We start from the raw sequence: 21,379 nt of genomic DNA, 5'->3' as shown, positions 1-21,379 counted from the left end.
TCGCAGATGCGCGGCGTCTCCATCGCCGGCGGCCTCCTGATCGCCGTCCTCCTCCCGCTCATCCTGGTCGCCGCGGTACTCGGGGGTCTCACTGCTGCGACACCGGCGGCTGCCGTGAACGCGGCGGCCGTCCCTGCCCTCGCCTCCGAGCAGCTCGGGACCATCAGTGCCGTCACCACAGACGCATGCCCGGAACTTCCTCCCGTGTGGGTCGTTGCCCACGTCGAGGCCGAGTCCGGCTGGGATCCCGCCGCGTTCAGCCGTGACGTCAACGGCGGCGCAGCGGGGCTGTACCAGCTCAACGAGGCGAATTGGCGCGCCGCCGGGGGCGCCCGCTGGCCCACCACTCCGCCGGCCGCAGGCAGCGACGTCCTCCAGCCCGAGGCGCACCTTCGTCGTGCCATCCCCTGGGTCTGCGGCAACCTCCGCTTCGCGTTCGCCCACCTACGGGCGACCCGGAAACCGACGCCCCCGCTCGACGCCATGCTCGTCTGCCACATCGCGGGCTGCGGTCGCGTCACCGATTCGGCGAGTGGGGTTCCGGCGGCGGGCGAGGCCGGCTGCGACCGGCGCTGTTCCGACCTCGTGCACACCTACATCGAGCGGGTCCATGCACTGGTGAACGTGTTCGGCGCCGCCGCAGGAGGGGCCGCCGTCGGCGATCTCCCTGCTCCCGCCCCGGCCGGTGAGGCGGGTCGCGGCTGTACGGCCGCCGATCCCACCGGCGGACGCTGCCTGAGCGCCGCAACACGCCACGCGTACGACGAGATCGCGAGGATCTTCGGGCCTCCCGGCGGGAGCAGCGTCCTCCGCTCCGCGGGCTGCTGGGACGCGCACGCCTGGAATCCCACCAGCGACCACCCTCAAGGAAAGGCGTGCGACTTCTTCCCCACGACGGCCGGTCGCTTCCCCCAAGGCCAGGAGCTACAGAACGGCTGGCGCCTCGCCAACTGGCTCCGCACCCACGCCGCAGCCCTGAACGTCTCCTACATCATCTGGCAGGGCCGGATCTGGACTCCCGGCACCTCGGACGTCGGCGGCTGGGGACGCCCCTACACCGGAGGCGGCGTCTATGACCCGAGCGACGCCACCGGTGGCCATTACGACCACGTGCACCTCTCGATCGAGCGATAGCCGCCCACGGCGCAGGACACAGGCGTGACCACGGATCAGCCACGCATCCCGACTCCGGGTTCCTCGGCTCGTACGGCAGCGACCACGGGATCACCGATGCGAGTCGTTACTACCGGACTCACCCGACCCGGGCCACCGGGTCTGCTTGTCGAGAGGTGACTGTTCATGGACTCCGAGGACCACAAGCTCGAGATCATCCGAAAGCTGCTCGCGAAGGCCGAACGGGCCGCGACCCCGGACGAGGCCGATGTCTACAACTCCAAGGCGGCGGACATGATGGCGCGGCACGGTGTCGACGCCGCGATGGTCGCCTCGGCCGGAGACGCGCAGGATGTGGTCGGGAGTCGGCGCATCACCATGACCGACCCGTACTCGACCGAGAAGGCGACGCTCGCGGGCTGCGTCGCCAGCACGACGAACTGCCGTGTCGTGCGGCATCCAGGGTTCGGCCGGGGTCAGACCGCCGCGGTGACGGTGATGGGCTTCGAGTCGGACCTGAATCGCGTTGAGCTCACCTACACGTCGCTGTTGCTGCAGGCGACGCGTTCGCTGGTCCGGCAACGACCGCCTGCATGGTCGAACGAGTCGACCACCGCATTCCGTCGGACCTGGCTCATCGGCTTCGCCGCTGAGGTCCATCGAAGGCTGTCCGAGGCCGGCACAGTCGCTGTCCGCGACCACGACGCGCAGCTCGTCGCCGGACGACCGTCAGCTGCGTTGGTGCTCGCCGACCGGCGATCTCTGGTCGACCGTGCGTACGACGAGCAGTTCGGGACCCTCCGAGCTGCTCGTCCACGTCGGCTGTCCGGAACCGGCTACCACGCCGGCGCGGAAGCTGGACGGCGCGCGGATGTAGGGCACAAGCGCGTCGAGCGCATCAGGAGGTCCATCGAGCGAGGTTGACGCCCGGAGTTATCCACAACGGTGACGCTGTCATTGTCTATGACCTCCACCGGCTCGAACCTCGGGTCTGTGTCCACACTTCGAACGGCCGTCATCGTCGTCATGCTCGCAATCGTCTGCAGCGCATGCATCCCGTCGTCGTCCGGGAATCTCGACGTCCAGACCGGTTGCACGTCGATCACGACCAAACGCGCGCCCGCCACCTCCGGCGTCGCGATGACCGTTCGCGCCGCCGGGTGTCCCGACGCGGCCACAGCGGTCGATCGCATTGCCGCGGCAGTATGGCGATCACTCCGTCAGCCGGTAGACGAGATCCGGATCGAGGTGCCGGCACGAGACGGGTACGGAGCGCCACTAACGGTGGCCCTCTCCCGCGGAGTGCTCACCGACCGATTCGGCGACGGCCCTTCGGGACCGGTCGTTGCGGCGGCCGAGCGTGACGACGACATCAGCTTGTGGCTGCTGCTGCCCGTCGCGTGGATCGCCGCGGGACTCGGTGCTCTGGCGATGGTATACGGAGCTGCGCGTGCCGGAGCCGTCCTCTTCGTCATCAGATGATCAAGCGGCGCCGCGGGGGCCGTCCGTCAGCTCGGGCCGCGACCGCTGCCGAGGACCGGATCATCGCCTCGCCGATGTCTTATGTCCCGGCCGCTCCGAACCAGGCCGGATCGGATGGTCCGGCGAATCTCGTCGGCGCTGAATCTCTCGACTCCGACGTGCCGGGACGCCGCGGCGTGCAGAGCCGCGTCGACGTCGCCGTCTTTCAGCTGGCCGGCGTGCACGAAGCGTCCGAGGCGGGCAGCAGCTTGGAACAACGTGGCGTTCCGTCGACCTGGCGATGCCTCGGAAACCCGTCGCATCTCGCCGTCGATCGCTGCCCGGATGTACGCGGGATGGACAGTTTCCTGCCGCGGAGGGCAGCGAGGGACAGACGGCTGCAGCGCCGCGATGATCCAGGCCGGGGCTGGTGCGGGGTCGTCCCCATGGACGATTCGGTAACCCGATCTCCCGTTCCGCGACCCGGGCCCGACCACGTAACCGCCCCGTGCGCGGGTGTCGACATGGGGCCCGAGCCGACCCGCCGTGTTGGTCAGGGGGACCCCTGCCGGCGCCCGGAAGTAGAGATGCTGTCCACCACGTGCGGTCACGACCGTCAGGGTGTCGCGCGGAACGACCTCGTGCTCGTCACGAGCGAGCTCGGCCAGTACCTGCCTTCCGTGGCGCCGGTCGGGGTCGGACCGCTGCGGCGCGTCCAGGTCGATCACCAGTAGGTGTGACGGCCCCGTCGCGACCCCGACGTTGTAGGGCGCACGCATCCACCATCGTTCGATCTGCCCGACGTCGGTGGTCGCGCATCCCTCCCAGTCTCGTCGTACGGCAGGGATCTTCGTACCTGGCCGGAGCGGAAAGACGCACAGGCCTCGGGCGGCCAGCGAACACGCCGCGCGCATCAGGCGGTCAGACGGCATCTCAGCCCCCTTCATCGGGAGATCCGCAGATTGCCGTGTTCGCGCGAGCAAACCGTGGTCGTCGGATTGCTGGTCCGATCAGGGGACAAATGCCCGTTCTGTCGCCCGGGACCGATCAGATTGCTATCTACGTGACGTCGATCACCGATCGGCGTCACGGACCGACCACGCAGGAGCAACGCAGCGACCACGCCTCGGCGCAACCTCAGCTGCACCGGCATTCGAGGGGGACACGTGACGACAAGGCACAGCCACCGGTGGCTGATTCCGTTTTTCGCAGCCGGACTTGTCGTGGGCTGTTCAGCGCCCGATCCCGCAGAGCCGTCGCCGACGAGTGCGCCTCCGACGAACGATCCGGTGGAGCGGAAAGCCTTGGCCGCCTACGAGGAGTTCTGGACGGTCACCGACGCCGCGCTCGCCTCACCAGGTGCGCGGGACTGGACATCCAGGACCCGGGAGGTAGCCACGGGTCAGGCACTCCAGTCCTTGGACAGGGACATCGCGAGCTACTCCGGGATCCCGGCTCACACGGAGGGGACGGTCTCTCGCGCACCCAAGGTGGCCACGGCTGCGGCTGACCGGGTCAGAACCATCGACTGCGTCGACATCAGCGGCTCGCGGCTCGTCTCGGATGACAACGGCCAGGTCCTCGACGACTTGGCGAACCGCGTTCCCCGCTACCTCTACCGGGCCGAGGTGATCCCCCGCGGCGACCGGTGGGTGGTCGAGAGAACAGCGCCGTCCTTGGCCGAGCCGTGTTGAGCGCGTCGGTCGTCGGACTGCTCCTGCCGACCTTGATGATCACAACGGTCCACGCAGGAGCGATGAGTCCCCCGCGCTGCGCGGTCGTCGACAGCATCGGGCGGTGTCTCATCAGCGCCGTCGACCCGGGTCGTCGTCGCGCTGTCGAACCGATGCGACGGTCGCACGAACATGACTCGGGGTCCCGTACGTCCGAGCGGCCCCAGCGGGTCGCGTCGTCCGACGAATCAACAGGCCTGCCGACCCCTCCGCCTCCGCCGCCTTTGAGGGCGTTTCCTGGAGCCGGGCCCGCCGGAGGATGGAGCCAACGGCCGGTACGGGACCTTTCGGGCCTCCTCGCGCAACCATTGCCTGATGGGCAGCCTGCCGCTCCTGCAGTGCCGCCGGAGATCCTCGCCCAGCGAGCGGTCGAACAACTCTCGTTGCCTGCGCCGGTGCTGCACACGTCGGGCGTCGATCGCGGGTTCGTCGGGGTGCCGATGTGGCTGTGGATCGACGGCGGTGCGGCGTACACCGGCCCGGTCTCCGCAACGGCCACCGCCGGCGCAGCAAGCGTCACCGCAACGGCGCAGCTTTCCGAGGTGGAGTGGGCGATGGGCCCTCCCGGCGCCGTCGTCCGGTGCGCCGGGCCGGGAACACCGTGGACGGGGCAGGAGGGAGAGTCACCCGACTGCGGCTACACCTATCAACGGCGGTCGCTCCCGGACCGGACTGCGGGAACCGGGCGCTGGACCATCACGGCGACCAGCGTCTGGACCGTGACGTGGTCAGGGGCCAGTGGTGGCGCTCCGGTCGCCGGCGAGCAGATCGTCCGAGTCCCGAATGAGACGACGCTGGCCGTGAGCGAGGTTCAGGTGCTGGTCGGTGGTGACGGATCATGACCACCACGGCTCAAGCGCGGAGTGCACCTCCCGAACCGACATCGCGGCCCCTTCGACGCCGACGGTCATCACGGGTACTCCTGCTGTCCGTCGTCCTCGCCATCCTCGGTGCGCTGCTGGGCGCGTACGCCTACCGCGCTGCGGTGAGTCGAGTGGGCGTGGTGGGGGTCGCGCAGCCGCTGTCGTTCGGCGCCGCCGTTCAGATCGTCGATCTTCGAGAGGTGCAGCTCCCCACCGACACCGGACTGGCCACGATTGAGTGGAGCGAGGTCGACTCGGTCGTCGGCAAGCTGACTGCAACCGACCTTCGGGCCGGACAGATCCTCACTCCCGACTCGGTGACCGGAGAGCGAGTGCCGGCCCCCGGTGAAGCCGTGGTGGGGCTCTCGGTGGAGTCCGGCCGCGCGCCTTCCGCATCGCTGGCCCCGCGGGACGAGGTTCTCGTCGTGACCGGTGCCGGCCGCCCTCCACGGCGAGCCGTCGTCGTGCGATCCGGCGAACCCGACACGACGGGCCGGCGCGGCATCGACGTCCTCGTCCGTCAGGCCGATGCCGAAGACCTGGCGCTGGCCTCCGTCGACGACCGTGTAGCCGTCGTCCTCGTGGCCCGGGGGTGACGACGGTGTTGGTCGGAATGGTCTCGGCGAAGGGCAGTCCCGGCGTGACGACGTCCGCCCTCGCAGTCGCATCGCAGTGGCCCCGCCGGGTGCTTGTGCTCGAAGCGGACCCGTTCGGCGGCGACATCGGCGCCGGGCTCGGCGGCGGCGAATGGCCGTCGGCATCGGGCCTCGCGGACGCCGTCGTCGACCTCCGCTCCACCGGCCTTGACGAAGCCCTCCGTCGACGCGTACATCGCCCCGCCCCGCACGCGCCTCCGATCCTCGCCGGACTCGGCTGTGTCGGACAGGCATCGAGCGTCGCGTGGACACAGCTGGGTGCCGCCCTGGGCCGCATGCCCGGAGCCGACACGGTGGCCGACTGCGGTCGCTTCGCCGTCCTCGACGGTGTCACCCCGCTTCTGCGCGGCTGCGATGTCGTGGTCCTCGTCGTCGGATCCGGCCTCCGGGCCGTCCGGGCGGGCTCCCGGATCGCTCCGCTCCTTCGCGAGGAGCTCAATGCCGAACCGGGCGACGTCCGCGTCTCGCTGCTCGTCGTCGGCCCGGACGAGCCGTATTCGACCTCGGAGATCGCCGCCGGGTGCCGGCTACCGCTGCTGGGTGAGCTCCCCCGCGACCGTCGAGCGGCGGACGTCTGGAGCGACGGGGTTCCGCCTGCTCGAGCGTTCGATCGCAGTCCGCTTCAACGGGGGGCGAATCGCATCGCCGCGAAGCTCGTCCGGGCGGGCACGGCGGGGGCCGGTGCAGCGTGACGCGGCCGTCGAACGGGGCGACTCGCAGCCCGCACACCGATCGTCGACTGGCTGAACACGTTCACATGGCGGTCCTGCAACGTCTCGCCGACGAGCCGCAGCGCGATCGTCTCGATCCGGCCGACCAGAGACAGATCATGCTGGCCTGGATCCAGGCCGAGCTCGACCTCGAAGCACGACGCCGCATCGCCGACGGCGAACAGCAATTGGACCCGGAGGTCGAGCGGACGATCGCCCGGACCGTCGAGAACACGGTGTGGGGCCTCGGCCGCATTCAGGCGTTGCTCGACGTGCCCGGGGTGGAGGACATCCACATCACCGGCTGCGAGACCCCGGTCCTGCGCATGACCGACGGCTCCATCCGCCCGGCCCAGAGTCCCATCGCGGACACCGACTCCGACCTGGTGCAGCAGCTGCAGCACATCGCCGCGCACCATGGCAGTTCGGAGCGAGCGTTCTCCCCCGCCCAGCCGTGTCTGAACATGCAGCTGCCGGATGGCTCAAGGCTGGCGGCGATGCGCGAGGTCGTCCCACGGCCGGTCGTCACCATCCGCAAGCACCGGCTGGTCGACGTCCAGATCAACGACCTCGTCCGCCTCGGCACGGTCTCGACGGTCATGGGGCGGTTTCTCGCCGCGCTGGTCAAGGCGAAACAGAGCACCCTCGTCACGGGGATGCCTGCCTGCGGGAAGACCACGATGCTCCGGGCGCTGGCCCGCGAGATCGACCCGCGCGAGCGGTTCGCCACTCTCGAGACGGAGTTCGAGCTCAACCTGCACAGGCTGCCCCAGCGGCCACCGCTGCTCTACGCCGCGGAGTGCCGGGCAGGTTCGACCGAGCGGGACCCGTCGACCGGCCGTCCGGCCGGAGAGATGACCCTGTCGGACCTTCTGCACCAGACGCTCAGAATGTCGGTCACACGCGTGATCGTCGGCGAGGTCCGCGGAGCGGAGGCGCTGCCGATGCTCGAAGCGATGAACGCCGGTATGCCGGGGTCGATGTGCACGTTGCACGCCGGCTCCGCGTCCGACGCCTTCGAACGGCTGGTCACCGCAACGATGAAGGGCGCCGGTTCAGGCTGGTCCGACGCCTTCGTGACCCGCCTTGCCGCACAGGGCATCGACTACGTCGTTCACCTACGCCACACGACGACCCCCGAGGGCCGCCGCACGCGGTTCGTCTCCGAGGTCGCCGAGGTGACCTCGGTCGGGGAGAACGGCGGCGTCGCCATGAACCGCATCTTCGCGCCGAAGGGCGCCGACCCGCGTGGGGTGTTCCAACTGCTCCCCCAGAACCGACGTCCGTTCGAGGAGATAGGACTCGACCTCGGGTTCCTGCACGTCGCCGGAGATGGGTGGTCCCGATGACGCTCGCGCACACGGCCGCGCTGCTGGCGGGAGCATGCTTCGCCCTCGCCGGGTGCATGGCGATCGTCGGTGGCCGACCACGGCCCGTTGCCGCGCGGGCCCCTGCCGCCCCCGAGCGACCGTGGCTTCTCCGTCTCCGAGTCATCTCGGCGACGCTCGGAGACCCCGTCCGATCTCGCCCGGCCCGCCGACGGGCCGTGGTCTGGGCCGTAGCGGGGGCGGTGATCTGGGCCGTGTCCGGGTGGCCGGTCGCCGGTGTGACTGTGGTCGTGGCCGGGCTGTGGCTTCCGTGGCTGCTGGGATCAGCCCGCGTCGTGCAGGAACGGATCTCCACCCTCGAAGCGCTCGAGACCTGGTGCCGCCGGATGGCCGACACCCTTGCCGGAGGCGGTGCGATCGGGCTGGCGCAGGCGATCGCCACGACGGCGACCCGCGTCGAGGAACCGATCGCAGTCGCGGTGCGAACCCTGGCCCGGCGCATGCAGACCGACAACCGCGATCCTGCCGCTGCCCTTCGCGAGTTCGCGGACACCGTCGACGACCGCACCGGCGATGCCGTGGCCGCCGCGTTGCTGCTGGCGCTGAACCAGCAGAGCACCGGGATCGCGCAGGTGCTGCGGCAGCTCGCTGACGGCGTCGCACGCGACGTTCGCGCACGACGGGAGATCGAGGCCGCACGAGCCGAGTCCCGGCAGTCGATCCGGATGCTGCTCGTGATCCAGGCCGGGCTGCTCATTCTGCTGGCTCTCGTCCCCACCTTCGCTGCGCCCTACGAGACCGCGGCCGGGCAGGCCGTGATGGCCACCCTGCTGATCGCGACGGCGACGCTCCTGGTCTGGATGCGCCGACTGTCCCTCGGAAAGAAGGCTCCGCGCTTCTTCGGCGTCTCGGCCGGTGCCTCGTGACCGGCGGTCTGGGACTCGTACTGCTGGCCGGGGCGCTCATCGGAGCCGCTCTGGCACTGGCTGTGACGGCCGGGCGCCGCCGCCCCCCGGTTCTCGCCGAGGCGCTGATCGCACTCGACGAACGTGTAGGGAAAGCCGCCGTGCCCGCGATGCAGAAAGCGTGGCATCGCGCTCTGCTACCGACACTGCGTCGCGTCCCGGTGGCGGTTCCCGACAGCGACCTCGAGCTCCTCGGAATCGGTCGGGACAGATTTCTCATCGGGGCCGCGTCCTCGGCGGCAGTGCTCGCCGGCGCCGGGCCGGCGCTGGCCGGGCTCCTCGCGCTCGTCGGCACCGGGCTCCCACTGGTGATCCCCGGTGGCTTCACCGTCGTGGGTCTGCTGGTCGGATGGACGGGGCATTCCCGTCGCGTCATGGCGAGAGCCGACGATGCCCGCATCCAGCTCAGATCGGCGTTGGTCGCCTACCTGCAGCAGGTCGGGCTGCTCCGTCGTGGAGGCGCCGGTGTGTCGACCGCGCTGACCGTCCCCGGAACTTTGCTGGCCGACAGCTGGGCGATGCGTCGGCTCCGCGACGAACTCGAGCTTGCGCAGATGGCCGGCGAGATGCCGTGGGAGGGACTCCGACGGTTCGGCGAACGCGTCGAGGTCGACGAACTGGCAGATCTCTCGGCGATCGCCGCCGCTGCCGGACACGACGGTGCGACGGTCGTCGGCACCTTGCTCGCCCGCGCGGAAAGTCTCAGTGACGAGCTCCTCGCCGACGAGCACGCGGACGCCAACCGCGCGAGCGGCCAGATGAGTACCCCAGGGGCGCTTCAGGTTTTTCTGATCGCCGCCTGGGTGTTGTTTCCCGCAGGAACAGCGCTGCTGGGCAGCGTCTGACACCCATCGGAGGTTCGATCGTGATCGTCCAACTTGTCAACCGCGTGCTCACACGTCTCCAGCACTACGCCTGGAACGTCCGCCTGCGACTGGAACCCATCGACGAGCGCGGAGGAGGACGGAACACCGACGAGGGGTTCCACATCTCGGCGGGCGCCGTCATCGCCGGCGTGATCGCGGCCGGCGTCGCCGCGTTCGTGGCCGACAAGCTCGGCGCCTTGAAGTAGGCGCAGGGCCGTGGACGAACGTGGCGGATCGGCCGGCGTCGAGATGGCGCTGTTGTGGGGCGTCCTCATCCTCTTGATCCTCGCGGTCGTCCAGGTGGCACTGCTGTTCTACGCCGGCCAGCTGGCTCTGACGGCGGCCCAGGACGGTCTGCGATCCGGGCGGTACTTCGCGACGGAGTCGGTCACCGCAGCCGCCAGTCGCGACGCAGACGACTTCCTCCGGCGCGCAGCCGGGTCGGTGCTCACCGGTGTCGACGTCTCCGCGTCCGTCGACGACGGTACGGGTCTTCTCCGGGTTCGGGTGACCGGTACGGCTCTGTCGCTCGTTCCGGGCGTCCCGCTGAAGGTCAGTCGGGAAGCGGTCGGCGGACTCGAGCGGGTGGCGGGGTGATCGGGACGGCCGTGGACGAGGAGCGCGGTGGCAGTCCTTCCGTCGAGGCGGCCGTCCTGACAGTGGTCGTCGGGCTGCTCATCGCGTTCGCGGTTGCCGGTGGGCGGCTCGTGTCGGCCGAGTCCGCGGTGGAGCATGCAGCGCGATCGGCTGCGCGGGTCGCGTCGTTGCAGCGCGACGCGGCGTCAGCCTCAGCGCAGGCGCGACGTGCCGCCGACCTCGGACTCTCCGAACAGGGCCTGCGCTGCACGCAGATGGATGTCGAGGTGGACGCCACCGGCTTCTCCGTGCCGCTCGGGACACCGTCCTCCGCCGAGGCGACGGTGCGGTGCTCGGTCGACTGGTCGGAACTCGGTGTCCCGGGCGCTGGCACGCGGACCGTCGTAGCCAGCTTCAGCAGCCCCATCGATCGGTGGCGGGAGCGTTCATGATCGGCCGTGTAGTGACCGAGCGGGGCGGTGGTGCTGTGAGTGCACCGATGGCCGCCGCCGTCCTGGCGTTGTTCGTCGCGATCGGGCTGGGCATCGACGGCGTCCGCGCTGCGCAGGGTCTCGCCGGTGCTGATGCGATCGCCGAGGAGGCCGCGCGGGCCGCTGGGCAGGCCCTCGATGTGACGCAGCTCCGGGGAGGCCGGGTGGCGGTCGACCCGGTCGCGGCGGTGGCGTCGGCCCGCTCCTACCTCGCACAGGCCGGAGCCGACGGGTCGGCGGAGATCGTGGACCCGCAGCGGATCAGGGTCGAGGCTCGGCTCACCCGCCCCACCATCCTGCTGGGCATCATCGGGCGCGCGGAGATCGTCAGCACCGGAACGGCCGAGGCGCTTCTCGTCGCAGACCCGACGGGTGGAGGGACGCCGTGAGGGTCGTGTCTCGCATCGCCTCAGCTGTCACTGGAGCCCTGGCCATCGCTGGAATTCTGATCGGTGTACCTGTCGCACTCTGGTGGCTCGGAACGCCACTCCTCCTCCAGATCGGTTCCTTCGCCGGGTCTCCGTCGGACCTGATCCTGCGTCCGGACGACGGAACCCTGCTGATGGGATTCCTCGCAGTCGTGGCGACGGTGGTGTGGTTGATCCTCGCGGTCTCGCTCGTCGGGGAGCTGTTGGCCGCCCTGGCTCATCGGCCGCCGCCGCGGATCACCATGCCCGGTTTCCGCCTCGGGGGTCTGGTCGCCGGCGCGCTCGTCGCCATGCTGCTCGGGACCGGCCCTGCCCTTGCCGCACCCGCAGCCGTGACGGCGACGCTCGCGTTGATACAGCCGCTGAAGCCTATGTCGGTCGTCGACGGAACCCTCGCTGACGGACCCGTCCACGTCGTCGCCCCACGGGACACCCTCTGGCGGATTGCGGAAACGGCTCTCGGAGATCCGCTGCGGTGGCGTGAGATCTACGAGCTCAACGCCGGACATGTCCAGGCCGACGGTGGGCGCCTGACCGAGGGTTCAGTTCTCACTGTCGGTTGGCAGCTGGTGATGCCGGCCGACGCCGCTGACGTCATCCGGGTCGGGCCCGGCGACACCCTCACTGGCCTGGCGGCCGAGTACCTCGGTGATCCGGCTCGAGCGGATGATCTCTTCGCCGCGAACTCGGGCAGTACGCAGCCGGGAGGCGCGAGACTCGATGACCCCGACCAGCTACGCCCGGGCTGGACGCTCACCCTGCACGGTCTTGGACCGGCGCCCGGTGGCGCACCCTCGTCCTCGGTGCCCGATACCGCCCACCCGCCAGCGGCTTCGGCAACCCCGACTCCGACGCGACCGCCCGCGACGAATCCGCCGGTGGCCGGTTCTGTACCGACGGCTGCTCCGCAGCATCCGCCGCAGGCGGAGCCCGCACCAACCCCTGATGATGACCAGAGCTTCGAGGCGATGCCGGTCATCGCCGCCGCAGGGATCTCGACACTGATCGCAGCTGGTGTGATCGCGGCGCTCGCCATTCGCCGTCGGCGCCAACTCCGATACCGGCCAGCCCGGCACAGGATCTCGGTCCCGTCGGACGACTCGGCCGGTCGCTTGGAGTGGTCGGCAGCGACCGCTCCCCCGGCCGCACATGCCCTCGGTCTGGATCTTGCGCTGCGCTCACTGGCACATCCGGGTCGGGACCGATCGGTGACGCCAGCGCTACGTCTGGTCCGGGTGGCTTCCTCCGGTGCGCGACTCACTCTTGCTTCTCCAACGTCGGCACCAGATCCGTTCACCGAAGCCGGCGAGCTCGAATGGAACCTCGACCCGGCCGCCACGCTCCCGGTGCCCGAGGGCGAGGCAGCAGGATGTTGCTCCCCGTTCCCGGCGCTGGTTACCGTCGCCACCGCCGATGACGACGACAGGCGCCTGCTCCTCGAGCTCGAGGAGCGCGGCGTCCTCTCGATCGGTGGCGACCGGCTCCGGGTGATTGCGCTGCTACGGCACCTCGCGGCCGAGCTGGCCACCAACCGCACCGCCGAGGACGCTGAGATCATCCTGGTCGGGCTGGACGACGAACTGATCACCCTGAACCCCGAGCAGATGCTGCAAGCACCCGACCTCTCTGCGGCGCTCACGAAGATCGAGAACCGGGCCGAAGCGACCCGCTCCGAGCTTGGTCGGCACCAGATGGCCTCGGCGGTAGAAGGCCGCCTCCGCGATGTCGCGGCCGATTCCTGGTTGCCCACCGTTGTCCTGTCCGCGGCCGAGCCCACAGAGCAGGAGCGGGCCCGGCTCCGGAACCTGGTCACCACCGGAGCCGGCAGCGCCGCCGTCTGCGTCGTCGTGTTCGATCCGGAGGAGACACGGACCTGCGTCCTGCCCGACGGCGTTCTCGAGCTACCCGATGGCGACGACGGGCCGTGGTGGGCCGTGCAACTCACCGAGAACGCCGGAACGCATCTGGCATCGCTTCTGGGATCGACCGACGAGCCGGCGGTGCCGGTGGGCCCCGCCGACGGATCCGAGGCGTGGGCCGACGGCATGGATGAGGACGGGGCGCTGACCGACGACCTTCCGGCCGTCGAGAACGGGGACGATCCCGATGACGACGTCGAGGGCGGCCCGTCGAGCCCGAACTCCGGCCTGTCCGACGTGGTGCCGCTGACCCGATCGTCCGCTGATCCTGAGGCACTCCGCCGCCTGGCCATGGTCGAGCACCAGGATCCGCGCCTCGACGACGACCTGGCGGCGTGGCACGACGGGAACACACCCGTGCAGCCGATGATCGCGATACTCGGGGAACCGACCGTCCGGGCGCCCGGCCCCCCGCCGACCGCCCGCCCCAGTTGGTTCGCCGAGGTTCTCGTCTACCTGAGCCTGCATCCGGCCGGCGTCACCGCAGCCAAGGCTGTCACCGACCTGTGGCCCGACGGCCACCGGATCAGCCCCTCGACGATCCGGCACGCGTTCTACGGTGCTCGGCGCTGGGCCGGCCGGGGCCTGGGCGGCGATCCGGGCGCCACGTTCGTCAGCGACATGCAGAACGACAGCACCTATCGCCTGCGCGGGCACCTGTCGGACTGGGACCTGTTCCGCCGCCTCCGCAAGCGCGGCCAGGCCCGCCACGGCGCCGGTCGCTCGGATGGCCTCGACGACTACGAAGCGGCCCTGGCCCTGATCCGGGGGCCCGTCCTGAGCGCGTTGCGTCCCGGCGGCTACGCGTGGCTGAACAACCATGACCAGCGACACGACCTCCAGATCCCCGGGTTCATCGTCGACACCGCGCACGAGCTGGTCGACATCGCCCTCGCAGCCGGAGATACAGCCCTGGCCCGCCACGCGGCCGAGCAGGCCCGATTCGTCGACATCGACGTCGCGTTCGATCAGCCGCTGACAGATCTGATGCGCGTCGCGCACGCCGAGGACAACCGCGCCGAACTGGAGCTGCACGCCTCTGTGCTGTTGGACGCCCGCGGATTCGAGGTGCCCGAGGAGCTGGCCCCGGACAGCTTCGCGGTCCTCAACGAACTCCTGCCGACGGGCCCGGCCAGGACGGCCCGGTCGTGACGCCCACGCTCACGGCGATCTTGGCTGCCGCCGCGCTCGGTCCGCTCACCCTCGTGCTGGCCCGGCGTGGGATGCGCACCTTATGGGTGCCCGGACGGGCCGAGACCGCGGCGATCGTGGCCCTGGCGGGCATCACGCCAGCCCTCGCGACGCACGGCAGCCGGACGGTCGCGGTCCTGCTTCCGCTGATGCTGCTCGGTCCGGCCGCGGCCGTGGTCGACGCCAGGGAGTCGCGTCTGCCCGACGTGCTCACCGCGCCGCTTCTCGGCGCCAGCCTCGTCGTGGCCGCCTTCTCCGGCCCGGCCGGAGCCAGGGCCGTCGCCGTGGCCGCCGGAGTCAGCGGGGTGGCCATCGTCCTGGCCGCCCTGTCCACGGACCTCCTGGGATGGGGCGACGTCAAGCTGATCCCGTCCCTGGCGATCGCCCTGGCTCACCTCGACGCGCTGCTGGGCGGCCTGCTGCGGATCGTCGCACTCGTCGGTCTGACCGCAGTCCTGGTCGGATTCCGGCATCGCCGCGCGGTCGTCCCCTACGGCCCGGCTCTCGTGATCGGCACGCTGAGCGCCGGCGCCGGGCTCTGAACCAAGAGACACAGCGATCGGTGGGCCCGGGGGTTCGATCACGGGCGGGGCATCCAAGTCGACCCCGCGGAATCGGTCGTCGATGGCGGCGTCGGTGTAGGGGTCGCGTCCGCGAAGAGCACCGGCGGCGGCCCGATCGTTCACCGCCTCGGGATCGAGCTGTTGAACCACGCGAGTCAGATCGATCCGTTCGGGAAGCGTCGGTATGACGGCCGGCGCGTCGGTCACGACCCACGGCGCAAGCTCCGCGACCGGTCTCGTCAACATGTGGCGGCGCAGTGCCTCGGCGACATCCTGGGTCGACACCGCGGCGCCGACAGGCCCGAGGCCGGGCACGTGCCCGACGACGGCCCACCCCGGCTCACCGACTGCGGCCAGCGAGACGACATCAGCCGAGCGCGGCGCGGCGCTGATCAGCTCTCGGGCTGCTTCATAAGTCCCCACATCGAGGGGCCGCGGAAGCCCGTGCGGCGGGGTCGGTTCGGTCGCCCCGACCGCGGCGTCGAAGGCTGTGGACCCCAGAGCCAGATCGCGCACCGCAGCGGCCCGGTCCGCGCGGCCCTCGCGTCCTCGCTTGCTGGATCGGTGCCGGGCGAGCCGGTCGGCGATGAAGGTGGCGATGTGTGCGAGCTGATAGGTCTCGTAGCCGCCGAGCGACAGCACCGGGTAATCGGGAGTCGTCATCTCATCGACCGCTCTCGATTGCCTTCGAAGCCTGAGCTGCGGCCGGGGCAGCTGCCGGGCCGGAGCGGGTTGCCGCGCGGCGCTGCCGTCGTGAGTCCGTGGCCGGTGCGACGAAGAACCGTCCCGCGGTCCGCGCTGCGCGCTGCTTGGCGGCTGGTTGGACCGGTCGGGGCAGGAATGTGCTGGCCGAGAGCTCCTCGACCCTCTCAAACGCCAACGCCGTCGTGCGGAACGCCGCGAGGTCACGAACGTCGAACATGATCCGACCGAGAACCACCCGCGCGTGGCTGGCCTGCCCGGCCGGACGCTCTAGCCGAGCGAACGCCGGCGGCGACCCTGCCGCGTCGACCATCACCGACGGCTCGGCAACTCCCGGCATCGGGGTCGCTCTGGCCGGGTTGCCCTGACGGGGAAGGTGGCGCTCGGCCGCGGTGGCGACCGATCTCCAGGCCCCGGTGAAACGCGACGCCGTCTCAGCGTCGGCGACATAGAGCAACGCGCTGCCGATCCGGACGCTCACGGCCGCACCCTCGGTCCCGGGACGATGGGCGGCCACCGTCGTGTCCTGTAGCCCCATCAGAACAACGGCCACGTTGATCGCCTGCCGGCTGCGCTGCATCTTCAGTCTCGCCTCCGAGCACCTGCGGTAGCGCGACCGGTTCAGTCGCGCGGTTGCCCGGAGCCTCGACCGACGGTGCGGTGCTGCCGTGGTTCGAGCACGACGGCGGCGTGGTCACGCGCAGCGCTCGGGTCCGGTACTGCGGGAACCCGCCCGGCGGCCCACTGGCTCAGGTCCCGTGCTGCGTCCCGGGCCGCAGCGCCCTGATGGACACGGTCGCGCCCGTGTTGCCACGCCCCGATCTCCTGCAGCAACGCGGCCAGGGACACGACCAACGCCACCGCCGCAGCGCCGGCGTCGTCCTGCACCCCCAGCATCCGGCGCCGCCTGATCAGCTGGCGGGCGACCCGCCGTAGGCCCGCCGACGTCGGGCCGCCTGTCCCCCGTTGCGGGCCTCGCGGGGGCCGCGCCGACCGATCGAAGCGCTCGGCCGCCGTACCCAGCTCGTCGGACCAGTCCCCGACCGCGGCCAGGAGGTCCCTCGTCGCGTGCGCCACGCCGTCCGGGTCTTCGGCCGCGTCGCCGCGACGGGCTGCTCCCACCAGGGCACGTGCGCTGTCGACGCGGCGCCGCGCCGCGGACACCGGATCGGCGGCATCGGATCCGCGCCCCGCCTCCTCCCAGGCTCGCATCAGCCGCGGCAGCGACAGATCCGGAGCGAGCTTGCTGCCGCTGTAGAAGACAGGCGCACCATCAGCGGTCACGTCACCGGGCCGGGCCACCTTGTAGCCCAGCGGATCACCGGACGGCGCACGTCGCAGCTCGACGAGGTAGCCGTTTCCTTCGAGAGCGGCGACGAACCCGGCCAGGTCACACGACGCGGCCATCGCGGCCCGGACAGCTCGGGTCAGCTCGAGTCGAGCCGGGGGCAGTCCCTGGCGCTCAGCCTTCTCCAGCTCGCCACGCCCCGGCGCCTTCGCCGCGGTCCCGTCGGCCGACGCGGTCACGGTCAGCCCCAGTCGTTGCTCGATCCGCCGCGCGGTCTCGCGGAGGCGGGGGTAGTCGTGGCTGGGCCAGAACCGGCGGGAGGTGTCCTGCCGGACCAGGACAGCCGCGATATGGATGTGGTCGTCCGCGTGACGGATCGCGACCCACCGAGGCCCGCCGGCGTCGCCCGTGGCGGCGACTCCCGACCCGTCGAGTAACTCGCGCGCGATCGACGCCCACTCCCCGTCCGACAGCACCCGGTCGCCGGCCGCGACCCGCACAGAGCAGTGCCACACGTAGCCCCGCTTTCCGCCCTCGTCCCTCTCGGGCAGCCCGGCTGCCACCGCGGGGGCGCGGAGAGCCCGGATTAGGGGGCCCAACTCGAGATCACCAGCGTCGTCCTGCTGGGGCTGACGGCCCGCGTCCTGGCCGTCCCAGCTCGCGATCACGCGCGGGCGCACATGCTCCTGCGCCCGCCCGGGACCCATCAGGTAGGCAACCAGGCCCCCAACACGCCAACCGTGCACGACCTTCGTGATCATCGCCGACCTCGCTCGAACTCGGCCGTCACAACATCGATCACCGCATCGAGCCGGAAGAGCAGTTCCTCGATTCGCGCCATCTCTAGGCCTGACGCGGCGGCCATCTGCTGGGTCCGGACGAGGTCTGCATGAAGACGCAGGAGATCCGGCAGCCCCGCCGAAGCAGAGTCGCGTCCGCCTGCCGCGTCCACCGCAGCTTGTCCGATCCACGCCCCGACAGCGAAACCGGCCAACGTCGCCCGAGCCCGGACCGCGTCGAGTTCCTCAGCCGAGAACCGCACGACGACCTGGCGAGTCCGCGGAGAAGCACTGCGAACGCGACGACGACGAACCGGTTCGTTGTCGCCCGGCCCGCCGCACACAGTCCGGGAGCGGACCACAGCGACGCTGCCACGCCGTGGTCAGCGGAGACGCAGCGTCTCGGGCGCATCCTTCCTCCCGCTCGGTACGAAACGACGTCGTGCCTCGGAACGCCCTCGTTCCGACCAACAGGCCGCCCACGGCCGCAGCCGGAAGCATCGCTTCCGGCATATCTCGCTGCGCCCGAAACCAGGCACCGCGGCGCTGCCCATCCCCGCCGACCTACTCGGACGGGTCATCGTCCCCAGAAGTGACGTCCAGGAACGGACGAGCGAGGTCGTAGGCGGTGGTCTGACGGATCTCCGTCAGCCGCGCGATCGCCGGCCACGACAGACCTTCACGACTGTGGAGCTCGGCCAAGAGCCGGCCACTGTTCTCCCGGCCGGCGCGCCGCAGCTGTTCGGAGTGCTGCACCGCAGAAACGAGCTCGTCCACCGACATCGCGGCGAGGTCCACCGCGTCATTGTCACCGACTCCGCCGACGCGCATCTATCCACACTTCCGAAGTTCGATCCGCCGCGGCTTTCGGGCACCCGAAAGCTGACCTGCATGACCTCCGACAAGGCGCGGCGTCGCACCGCCGTCTTCTCCGTCCACGCATCGAAGCCCGACGACATCGGAGCCATCGAGGTGGTCTTCGACAACCAAGGCGCAGCCGAGGAGTTCGCGGCTGACCGCTCTAAGGATCCAGGGGTCCTGTCCGCATCGGTGACCCGGTACCTCATGGGCGAGCTCGGCACCCGCCGGCCCATCAGCTGGTTCGTCGACGGGGTCGAACAACCCCGCCGGTTTGACCGTCATCCCTACCCCACGGACGGAAGCGACGGCCCACCAACGGGACCGAGCACACCACAGCAACGCAGCAGAACACCTCGACCGGAAGCGTGATCGTGCAGCAGCAGACGATCAGGGTGCCCTCGTCGTGGCGCTCGTGGCAGCACGGAGACGACCTCATGGCGGACAAGGAGCTCTACCGGGTCGACGAGACGATGACGATCCTTTCTCTGAAGCGCAGCACGATCTACGAGCAGCTCCGATGCGGAAGGCTGCGCTCAGTACATGTCGGCCGGACCCGGCTGATCCCCGCTACCGCCATCGCCGAGTACGTCGCGCTACTCGAAGGCGAGGCGGCAGCCTCGGGTCGATTCGGCGTGGCCTCATGACGGCGCGGCGCAGCCGCGGCGAGGGCGGTGTGCACTGGGACGAATCACGGCAGCGCTGGATCGCCACCGCGGCCATAGGGTTCGACGGCCGTGGGAAGCGGATCACTCGCAAGGCCAGCGGAACTACGAAGACGGCTGCCAAGGCCAAGCTGCGGGAGATCCTCCGCGATCACGAGGACGGCACCACCGTCGCTCCCGGCCACTACACGGTGCGGGAGACGGTGCAGGACTGGTTGTTCTATGGAGTTTCCGGACTGGCACCGGCGACGGTCAAGAATTACACCACGATCGCCGAGCAACACATCGTGGGACCACTCGGCGCCCACAAGCTCCGAGATCTGTCCGCTTATGACGTTGACCGCTGGTTGAATACGGAATCGCGATCAGTGAGTACCCGAACGCTCCGTCTGATGCACTCGATACTGAACCGGGCCGTCACCCACGCCATGGCCCGCGACAAGGTCAAACGCAACGTCGTGAGCGTGTGCAGCCCTCCGGCCGGCCGGCCGGGGCGGCGATCCAAGTCACTCGACCTCGCGCAGGCAGGCGCGCTCCTCGATGCAGCTGAGTCGAGCCCCCTCCACGCCTACATCGTGCTCTCGCTGCTTACCGGCGCCCGTACCGAGGAGCTTCGCGCACTGCGTTGGGAAGACGTTGATCTGGTTGGACAGCCCGAGGCGTCGCCTCCGATCCCGGCGTCGATCGCCGTGGTGCGATCGGTGCGCATAGGCGGAGACACCAAGACACGCAAATCAAGGCGTCGGCTCGGTATGCCGCACCGATGCGTGACGGCGCTCCGACGCCAGGCGGCCAGGCATACGCCCGCACCAGATCCGGGGCAGCTGGTCTTCGCGACCCGAAGCGGTTCCGAGATGGATGCCCACAACGTGCGTCGCGCCTTCCGGCGCGTCGTGACAAGCGCTGGACTCGATGCCACCGCGTGGACCCCACGTGAGATGCGGCATAGCTTCGTGTCCCTGCTCTCGGACTCCGGAATGCCCCTTGAGCACATCTCCCGGCTCGTCGGCCACAGCGGGACTGCCATCACCGAAGCCGTGTACCGCCAGCAGCTCCGGCCAGTCCTCGACCACGGCGCAACGGCGATGAACGACATCTTCCCTATCGGTGAGGAATAGGGTCCGCGTTCGCAGCGGGTTCAGTTCGTCGTGGTCGACGACTGTGACCGCCACGGGGCCTTGAGATCGGAGAGGGTGTCGAGCATCAGACGGCACCAGGTGACAGCGGCGTTGACGGCTAAATGCGCATGGCGGGAGTGCAGGCCGACCCGGGAGCCGGCCGCACCGTACCCGGTGCCATAACCACGGCTGCGCAGCTCGGCAACGCCGATAGCCACGGTCATAACCGACCCGAGGATCTTCTTGACCGCGTCGCTGCCATCCGGGCCCGGTGTAGCCGACGACGGGTGGAGGTTCAGCGCCATCTGGGCTTGGCTGATCAACGCAGCGATCGTGGCCTTCTCGCTGACCGGCTCGCCACGCTCGAGCAGGACCGTCTTCGCCGTGCTCTCGATGAGCTCCTTCGCACTGCCGACGGCCTGAGCGGGATCATCATCGATCGCGCGGTGGATACGGTCAAGATTGTCCAGGATCGCTGCGGGATCCCGAAGCCCGTCGAGCGCGATCCGGGGTAGCTGGGCAAGCGGGAGAATCAACGAGCCGTCGTCGTCGATCCGACAGCCGTCTCGGCGGAGTGCCCTCAGAACGAGTTCGGTGTACTGACCGTCGTAGTCGTCCATCAGCCGGGCGAACACACGCAGAGCCCTTACGACGTGATTCGGGTCGGTCCAGTCGACGGCTTCGAGGTACTGCTGGGTCCTGGTTCGACGCACGCTGCCGTCGTCCCAACTGCTTTCGGGGTTCGGCGCGAACCCCTCGTCCTGAAAGGCTGCGCTGATGCGGCCGTAGGAGCTACCCGCCAACAGGTCGCGGAACCGCCCTCGGGTCGTGCTGGTGAGCAGGTCACGTCCTGGACTCACGTGAAGCCTCCATAGATGTGTCCCGACGACAGAGGCCGCAAAGGATAGTCACTCAGTTAGTCACTCGATCCACTTCGCAGCGGCAGTCGGACACGGGGTTGCCGGCGAGCGCGGTAGCCCACAGAACCCCGAGGGGAGAGTATCCGCAGGTAGAGACACTGAAGGCCGGTATCCCAGAAGATCGGATACCGGCCTTTGGCCTGTCGGGACGACAGGATTTGAACCTGCGACCCCTTGACCCCCAGT

General features: G+C 70.0%; 24 protein-coding genes. 18 read left to right on the top strand and 6 right to left on the bottom strand.

Translation table 11 applies throughout. The annotated features are described in order from the left end of the window. Positions 1 to 6: 6 nt before the first annotated feature. The 3 genes from I4I78_RS03155 to I4I78_RS03145 all read left to right on the top strand — a co-directional run bounded on the left by I4I78_RS03155 (position 7) and on the right by I4I78_RS03145 (position 2,595). Positions 7 to 1,134, top strand: a complete 1,128-nt coding sequence (locus I4I78_RS03155) for a hypothetical protein (protein WP_218609646.1) — start codon at positions 7 to 9, stop codon at positions 1,132 to 1,134. Between the two features lie 165 nt (positions 1,135 to 1,299). After that, positions 1,300 to 2,037 (top strand): DUF2786 domain-containing protein, encoded by a 738-nt coding sequence (locus I4I78_RS03150; RefSeq protein WP_218609645.1) that lies wholly within the window; start codon positions 1,300 to 1,302, stop codon positions 2,035 to 2,037. Positions 2,038 to 2,076: 39 nt separating this feature from the next. Further along, the gene (locus I4I78_RS03145) at positions 2,077 to 2,595 is read left to right on the top strand and encodes a hypothetical protein (protein ID WP_218609644.1); all 519 of its coding nucleotides are present in this window, start codon (positions 2,077 to 2,079) and stop codon (positions 2,593 to 2,595) included. A gap of 26 nt (positions 2,596 to 2,621) precedes the next feature. On the opposite strand, the gene I4I78_RS03140 is transcribed toward I4I78_RS03145, so the two are convergent. Next, positions 2,622 to 3,488, bottom strand: a complete 867-nt coding sequence (locus tag I4I78_RS03140) for a bifunctional DNA primase/polymerase (protein ID WP_226379013.1) — start codon at positions 3,486 to 3,488, stop codon at positions 2,622 to 2,624. Between the two features lie 390 nt (positions 3,489 to 3,878). Here I4I78_RS03140 and I4I78_RS03135 point away from each other — a divergent pair, with 390 nt between their 5' ends. The 12 genes from I4I78_RS03135 to I4I78_RS03080 all read left to right on the top strand — a co-directional run bounded on the left by I4I78_RS03135 (position 3,879) and on the right by I4I78_RS03080 (position 14,842). Continuing rightward, entirely contained in the window at positions 3,879 to 4,268 is a 390-nt protein-coding gene (locus tag I4I78_RS03135; protein ID WP_218609643.1) for a hypothetical protein, read from the top strand. Positions 4,269 to 5,145: 877 nt separating this feature from the next. Beyond that, positions 5,146 to 5,766, top strand: a complete 621-nt coding sequence (locus I4I78_RS03130) for an SAF domain-containing protein (protein ID WP_218609642.1) — start codon at positions 5,146 to 5,148, stop codon at positions 5,764 to 5,766. Positions 5,767 to 5,771: 5 nt separating this feature from the next. Beyond that, the gene (locus tag I4I78_RS03125) at positions 5,772 to 6,518 is read left to right on the top strand and encodes a hypothetical protein (RefSeq protein WP_218609641.1); all 747 of its coding nucleotides are present in this window, start codon (positions 5,772 to 5,774) and stop codon (positions 6,516 to 6,518) included. A gap of 65 nt (positions 6,519 to 6,583) precedes the next feature. Continuing rightward, entirely contained in the window at positions 6,584 to 7,885 is a 1,302-nt protein-coding gene (locus I4I78_RS03120) for a CpaF family protein (RefSeq protein WP_218609640.1), read from the top strand. 257 nt (positions 7,886 to 8,142) lie between these two features. Continuing rightward, a complete protein-coding gene (locus I4I78_RS03115) occupies positions 8,143 to 8,790 on the top strand; it encodes a type II secretion system F family protein (protein WP_218609639.1) in 648 nt (215 codons plus the stop codon). Continuing rightward, entirely contained in the window at positions 8,787 to 9,674 is an 888-nt protein-coding gene (locus I4I78_RS03110; protein ID WP_218609638.1) for a hypothetical protein, read from the top strand. Before I4I78_RS03115 ends, I4I78_RS03110 begins: the two co-directional genes overlap by 4 nt. 20 nt (positions 9,675 to 9,694) lie before the next feature. Further along, positions 9,695 to 9,901, top strand: a complete 207-nt coding sequence (locus I4I78_RS03105; RefSeq protein WP_218609637.1) for a hypothetical protein — start codon at positions 9,695 to 9,697, stop codon at positions 9,899 to 9,901. Positions 9,902 to 9,911: 10 nt separating this feature from the next. After that, positions 9,912 to 10,292, top strand: a complete 381-nt coding sequence (locus I4I78_RS03100; protein WP_218609636.1) for a TadE family protein — start codon at positions 9,912 to 9,914, stop codon at positions 10,290 to 10,292. A gap of 11 nt (positions 10,293 to 10,303) precedes the next feature. Beyond that, positions 10,304 to 10,723 (top strand): TadE/TadG family type IV pilus assembly protein, encoded by a 420-nt coding sequence (locus tag I4I78_RS03095; protein ID WP_218609635.1) that lies wholly within the window; start codon positions 10,304 to 10,306, stop codon positions 10,721 to 10,723. Positions 10,724 to 10,758: 35 nt separating this feature from the next. Continuing rightward, a complete protein-coding gene (locus I4I78_RS03090; RefSeq protein WP_218609634.1) occupies positions 10,759 to 11,151 on the top strand; it encodes a hypothetical protein in 393 nt (130 codons plus the stop codon). 5 nt (positions 11,152 to 11,156) lie between these two features. Further along, the gene (locus I4I78_RS03085) at positions 11,157 to 14,261 is read left to right on the top strand and encodes a LysM peptidoglycan-binding domain-containing protein (protein ID WP_218609633.1); all 3,105 of its coding nucleotides are present in this window, start codon (positions 11,157 to 11,159) and stop codon (positions 14,259 to 14,261) included. After that, positions 14,258 to 14,842: a prepilin peptidase gene (locus I4I78_RS03080; RefSeq protein WP_218609632.1), complete on the top strand. Its 585-nt coding sequence runs from the start codon at positions 14,258 to 14,260 to the stop codon at positions 14,840 to 14,842. The genes I4I78_RS03085 and I4I78_RS03080 overlap by 4 nt, the downstream gene beginning before the upstream one ends. A 685-nt stretch (positions 14,843 to 15,527) precedes the next feature. Here I4I78_RS03080 and I4I78_RS03075 read toward each other — a convergent pair. The 4 genes from I4I78_RS03075 to I4I78_RS03060 form a co-directional block, all read right to left on the bottom strand. Continuing rightward, positions 15,528 to 16,145, bottom strand: coding sequence for a hypothetical protein (locus tag I4I78_RS03075; protein WP_218609631.1), 618 nt, complete (start codon positions 16,143 to 16,145; stop codon positions 15,528 to 15,530). A gap of 41 nt (positions 16,146 to 16,186) precedes the next feature. Continuing rightward, complete coding sequence (locus tag I4I78_RS03070; RefSeq protein ID WP_218609630.1) at positions 16,187 to 17,614, bottom strand: relaxase/mobilization nuclease domain-containing protein; 1,428 nt, start codon at positions 17,612 to 17,614, stop codon at positions 16,187 to 16,189. Then, the gene (locus tag I4I78_RS03065) at positions 17,611 to 17,895 is read right to left on the bottom strand and encodes a hypothetical protein (protein ID WP_218609629.1); all 285 of its coding nucleotides are present in this window, start codon (positions 17,893 to 17,895) and stop codon (positions 17,611 to 17,613) included. The genes I4I78_RS03070 and I4I78_RS03065 overlap by 4 nt, the downstream gene beginning before the upstream one ends. Positions 17,896 to 18,196: 301 nt before the next feature. Further along, positions 18,197 to 18,430, bottom strand: coding sequence for a hypothetical protein (locus I4I78_RS03060; RefSeq protein ID WP_218609628.1), 234 nt, complete (start codon positions 18,428 to 18,430; stop codon positions 18,197 to 18,199). A 93-nt stretch (positions 18,431 to 18,523) separates the two neighbouring features. On the opposite strand from I4I78_RS03060, the gene I4I78_RS03055 reads away from it, so the two are divergent. From I4I78_RS03055 to xerC, 3 genes are all read left to right on the top strand, one after another. Further along, the gene (locus I4I78_RS03055; RefSeq protein WP_218609627.1) at positions 18,524 to 18,862 is read left to right on the top strand and encodes a hypothetical protein; all 339 of its coding nucleotides are present in this window, start codon (positions 18,524 to 18,526) and stop codon (positions 18,860 to 18,862) included. 65 nt (positions 18,863 to 18,927) lie between these two features. Beyond that, entirely contained in the window at positions 18,928 to 19,137 is a 210-nt protein-coding gene (locus tag I4I78_RS03050; RefSeq protein WP_218609626.1) for a helix-turn-helix domain-containing protein, read from the top strand. Beyond that, positions 19,134 to 20,273 carry a tyrosine recombinase XerC gene (xerC, locus tag I4I78_RS03045; RefSeq protein WP_218609625.1) on the top strand — a complete coding sequence of 380 codons (1,140 nt, stop codon included), beginning with the start codon at positions 19,134 to 19,136 and terminating at the stop codon, positions 20,271 to 20,273. Before I4I78_RS03050 ends, xerC begins: the two co-directional genes overlap by 4 nt. Positions 20,274 to 20,293: 20 nt before the next feature. Here the strand turns inward: xerC and I4I78_RS03040 are convergent, their stop codons facing one another. Beyond that, the gene (locus I4I78_RS03040; RefSeq protein WP_308251868.1) at positions 20,294 to 21,133 is read right to left on the bottom strand and encodes an abortive infection family protein; all 840 of its coding nucleotides are present in this window, start codon (positions 21,131 to 21,133) and stop codon (positions 20,294 to 20,296) included. Positions 21,134 to 21,379: the final 246 nt, after the last annotated feature.

Origin of the sequence: Pseudonocardia sp. KRD291, from assembly GCF_019263595.1 — a bacterium.
GTDB lineage: Bacteria > Actinomycetota > Actinomycetes > Mycobacteriales > Pseudonocardiaceae > Pseudonocardia.
This window is presented reverse-complemented; position numbering and strand designations above follow the sequence as displayed.

What these genes read in the sequence shown, in the direction of transcription:
- I4I78_RS03120 (WP_218609640.1), top strand. Translation starts at nt 6,584, where the DNA reads ATGGCGGTCCTGCAACGTCTCGCCGACGAGCCGCAGCGCGATCGTCTC.
- I4I78_RS03150 (WP_218609645.1), top strand. Translation starts at nt 1,300, where the DNA reads ATGGACTCCGAGGACCACAAGCTCGAGATCATCCGAAAGCTGCTCGCG.
- I4I78_RS03140 (WP_226379013.1), bottom strand. Translation starts at nt 3,488, where the DNA reads ATGCGCGCGGCGTGTTCGCTGGCCGCCCGAGGCCTGTGCGTCTTTCCG.
- I4I78_RS03145 (WP_218609644.1), top strand. Translation starts at nt 2,077, where the DNA reads ATGACCTCCACCGGCTCGAACCTCGGGTCTGTGTCCACACTTCGAACG.
- I4I78_RS03050 (WP_218609626.1), top strand. Translation starts at nt 18,928, where the DNA reads ATGGCGGACAAGGAGCTCTACCGGGTCGACGAGACGATGACGATCCTT.
- I4I78_RS03075 (WP_218609631.1), bottom strand. Translation starts at nt 16,145, where the DNA reads ATGCAGCGCAGCCGGCAGGCGATCAACGTGGCCGTTGTTCTGATGGGG.
- I4I78_RS03130 (WP_218609642.1), top strand. Translation starts at nt 5,146, where the DNA reads ATGACCACCACGGCTCAAGCGCGGAGTGCACCTCCCGAACCGACATCG.
- xerC (WP_218609625.1), top strand. Translation starts at nt 19,134, where the DNA reads ATGACGGCGCGGCGCAGCCGCGGCGAGGGCGGTGTGCACTGGGACGAA.
- I4I78_RS03070 (WP_218609630.1), bottom strand. Translation starts at nt 17,614, where the DNA reads ATGATCACGAAGGTCGTGCACGGTTGGCGTGTTGGGGGCCTGGTTGCC.
- I4I78_RS03155 (WP_218609646.1), top strand. Translation starts at nt 7, where the DNA reads ATGCGCGGCGTCTCCATCGCCGGCGGCCTCCTGATCGCCGTCCTCCTC.
- I4I78_RS03055 (WP_218609627.1), top strand. Translation starts at nt 18,524, where the DNA reads ATGACCTCCGACAAGGCGCGGCGTCGCACCGCCGTCTTCTCCGTCCAC.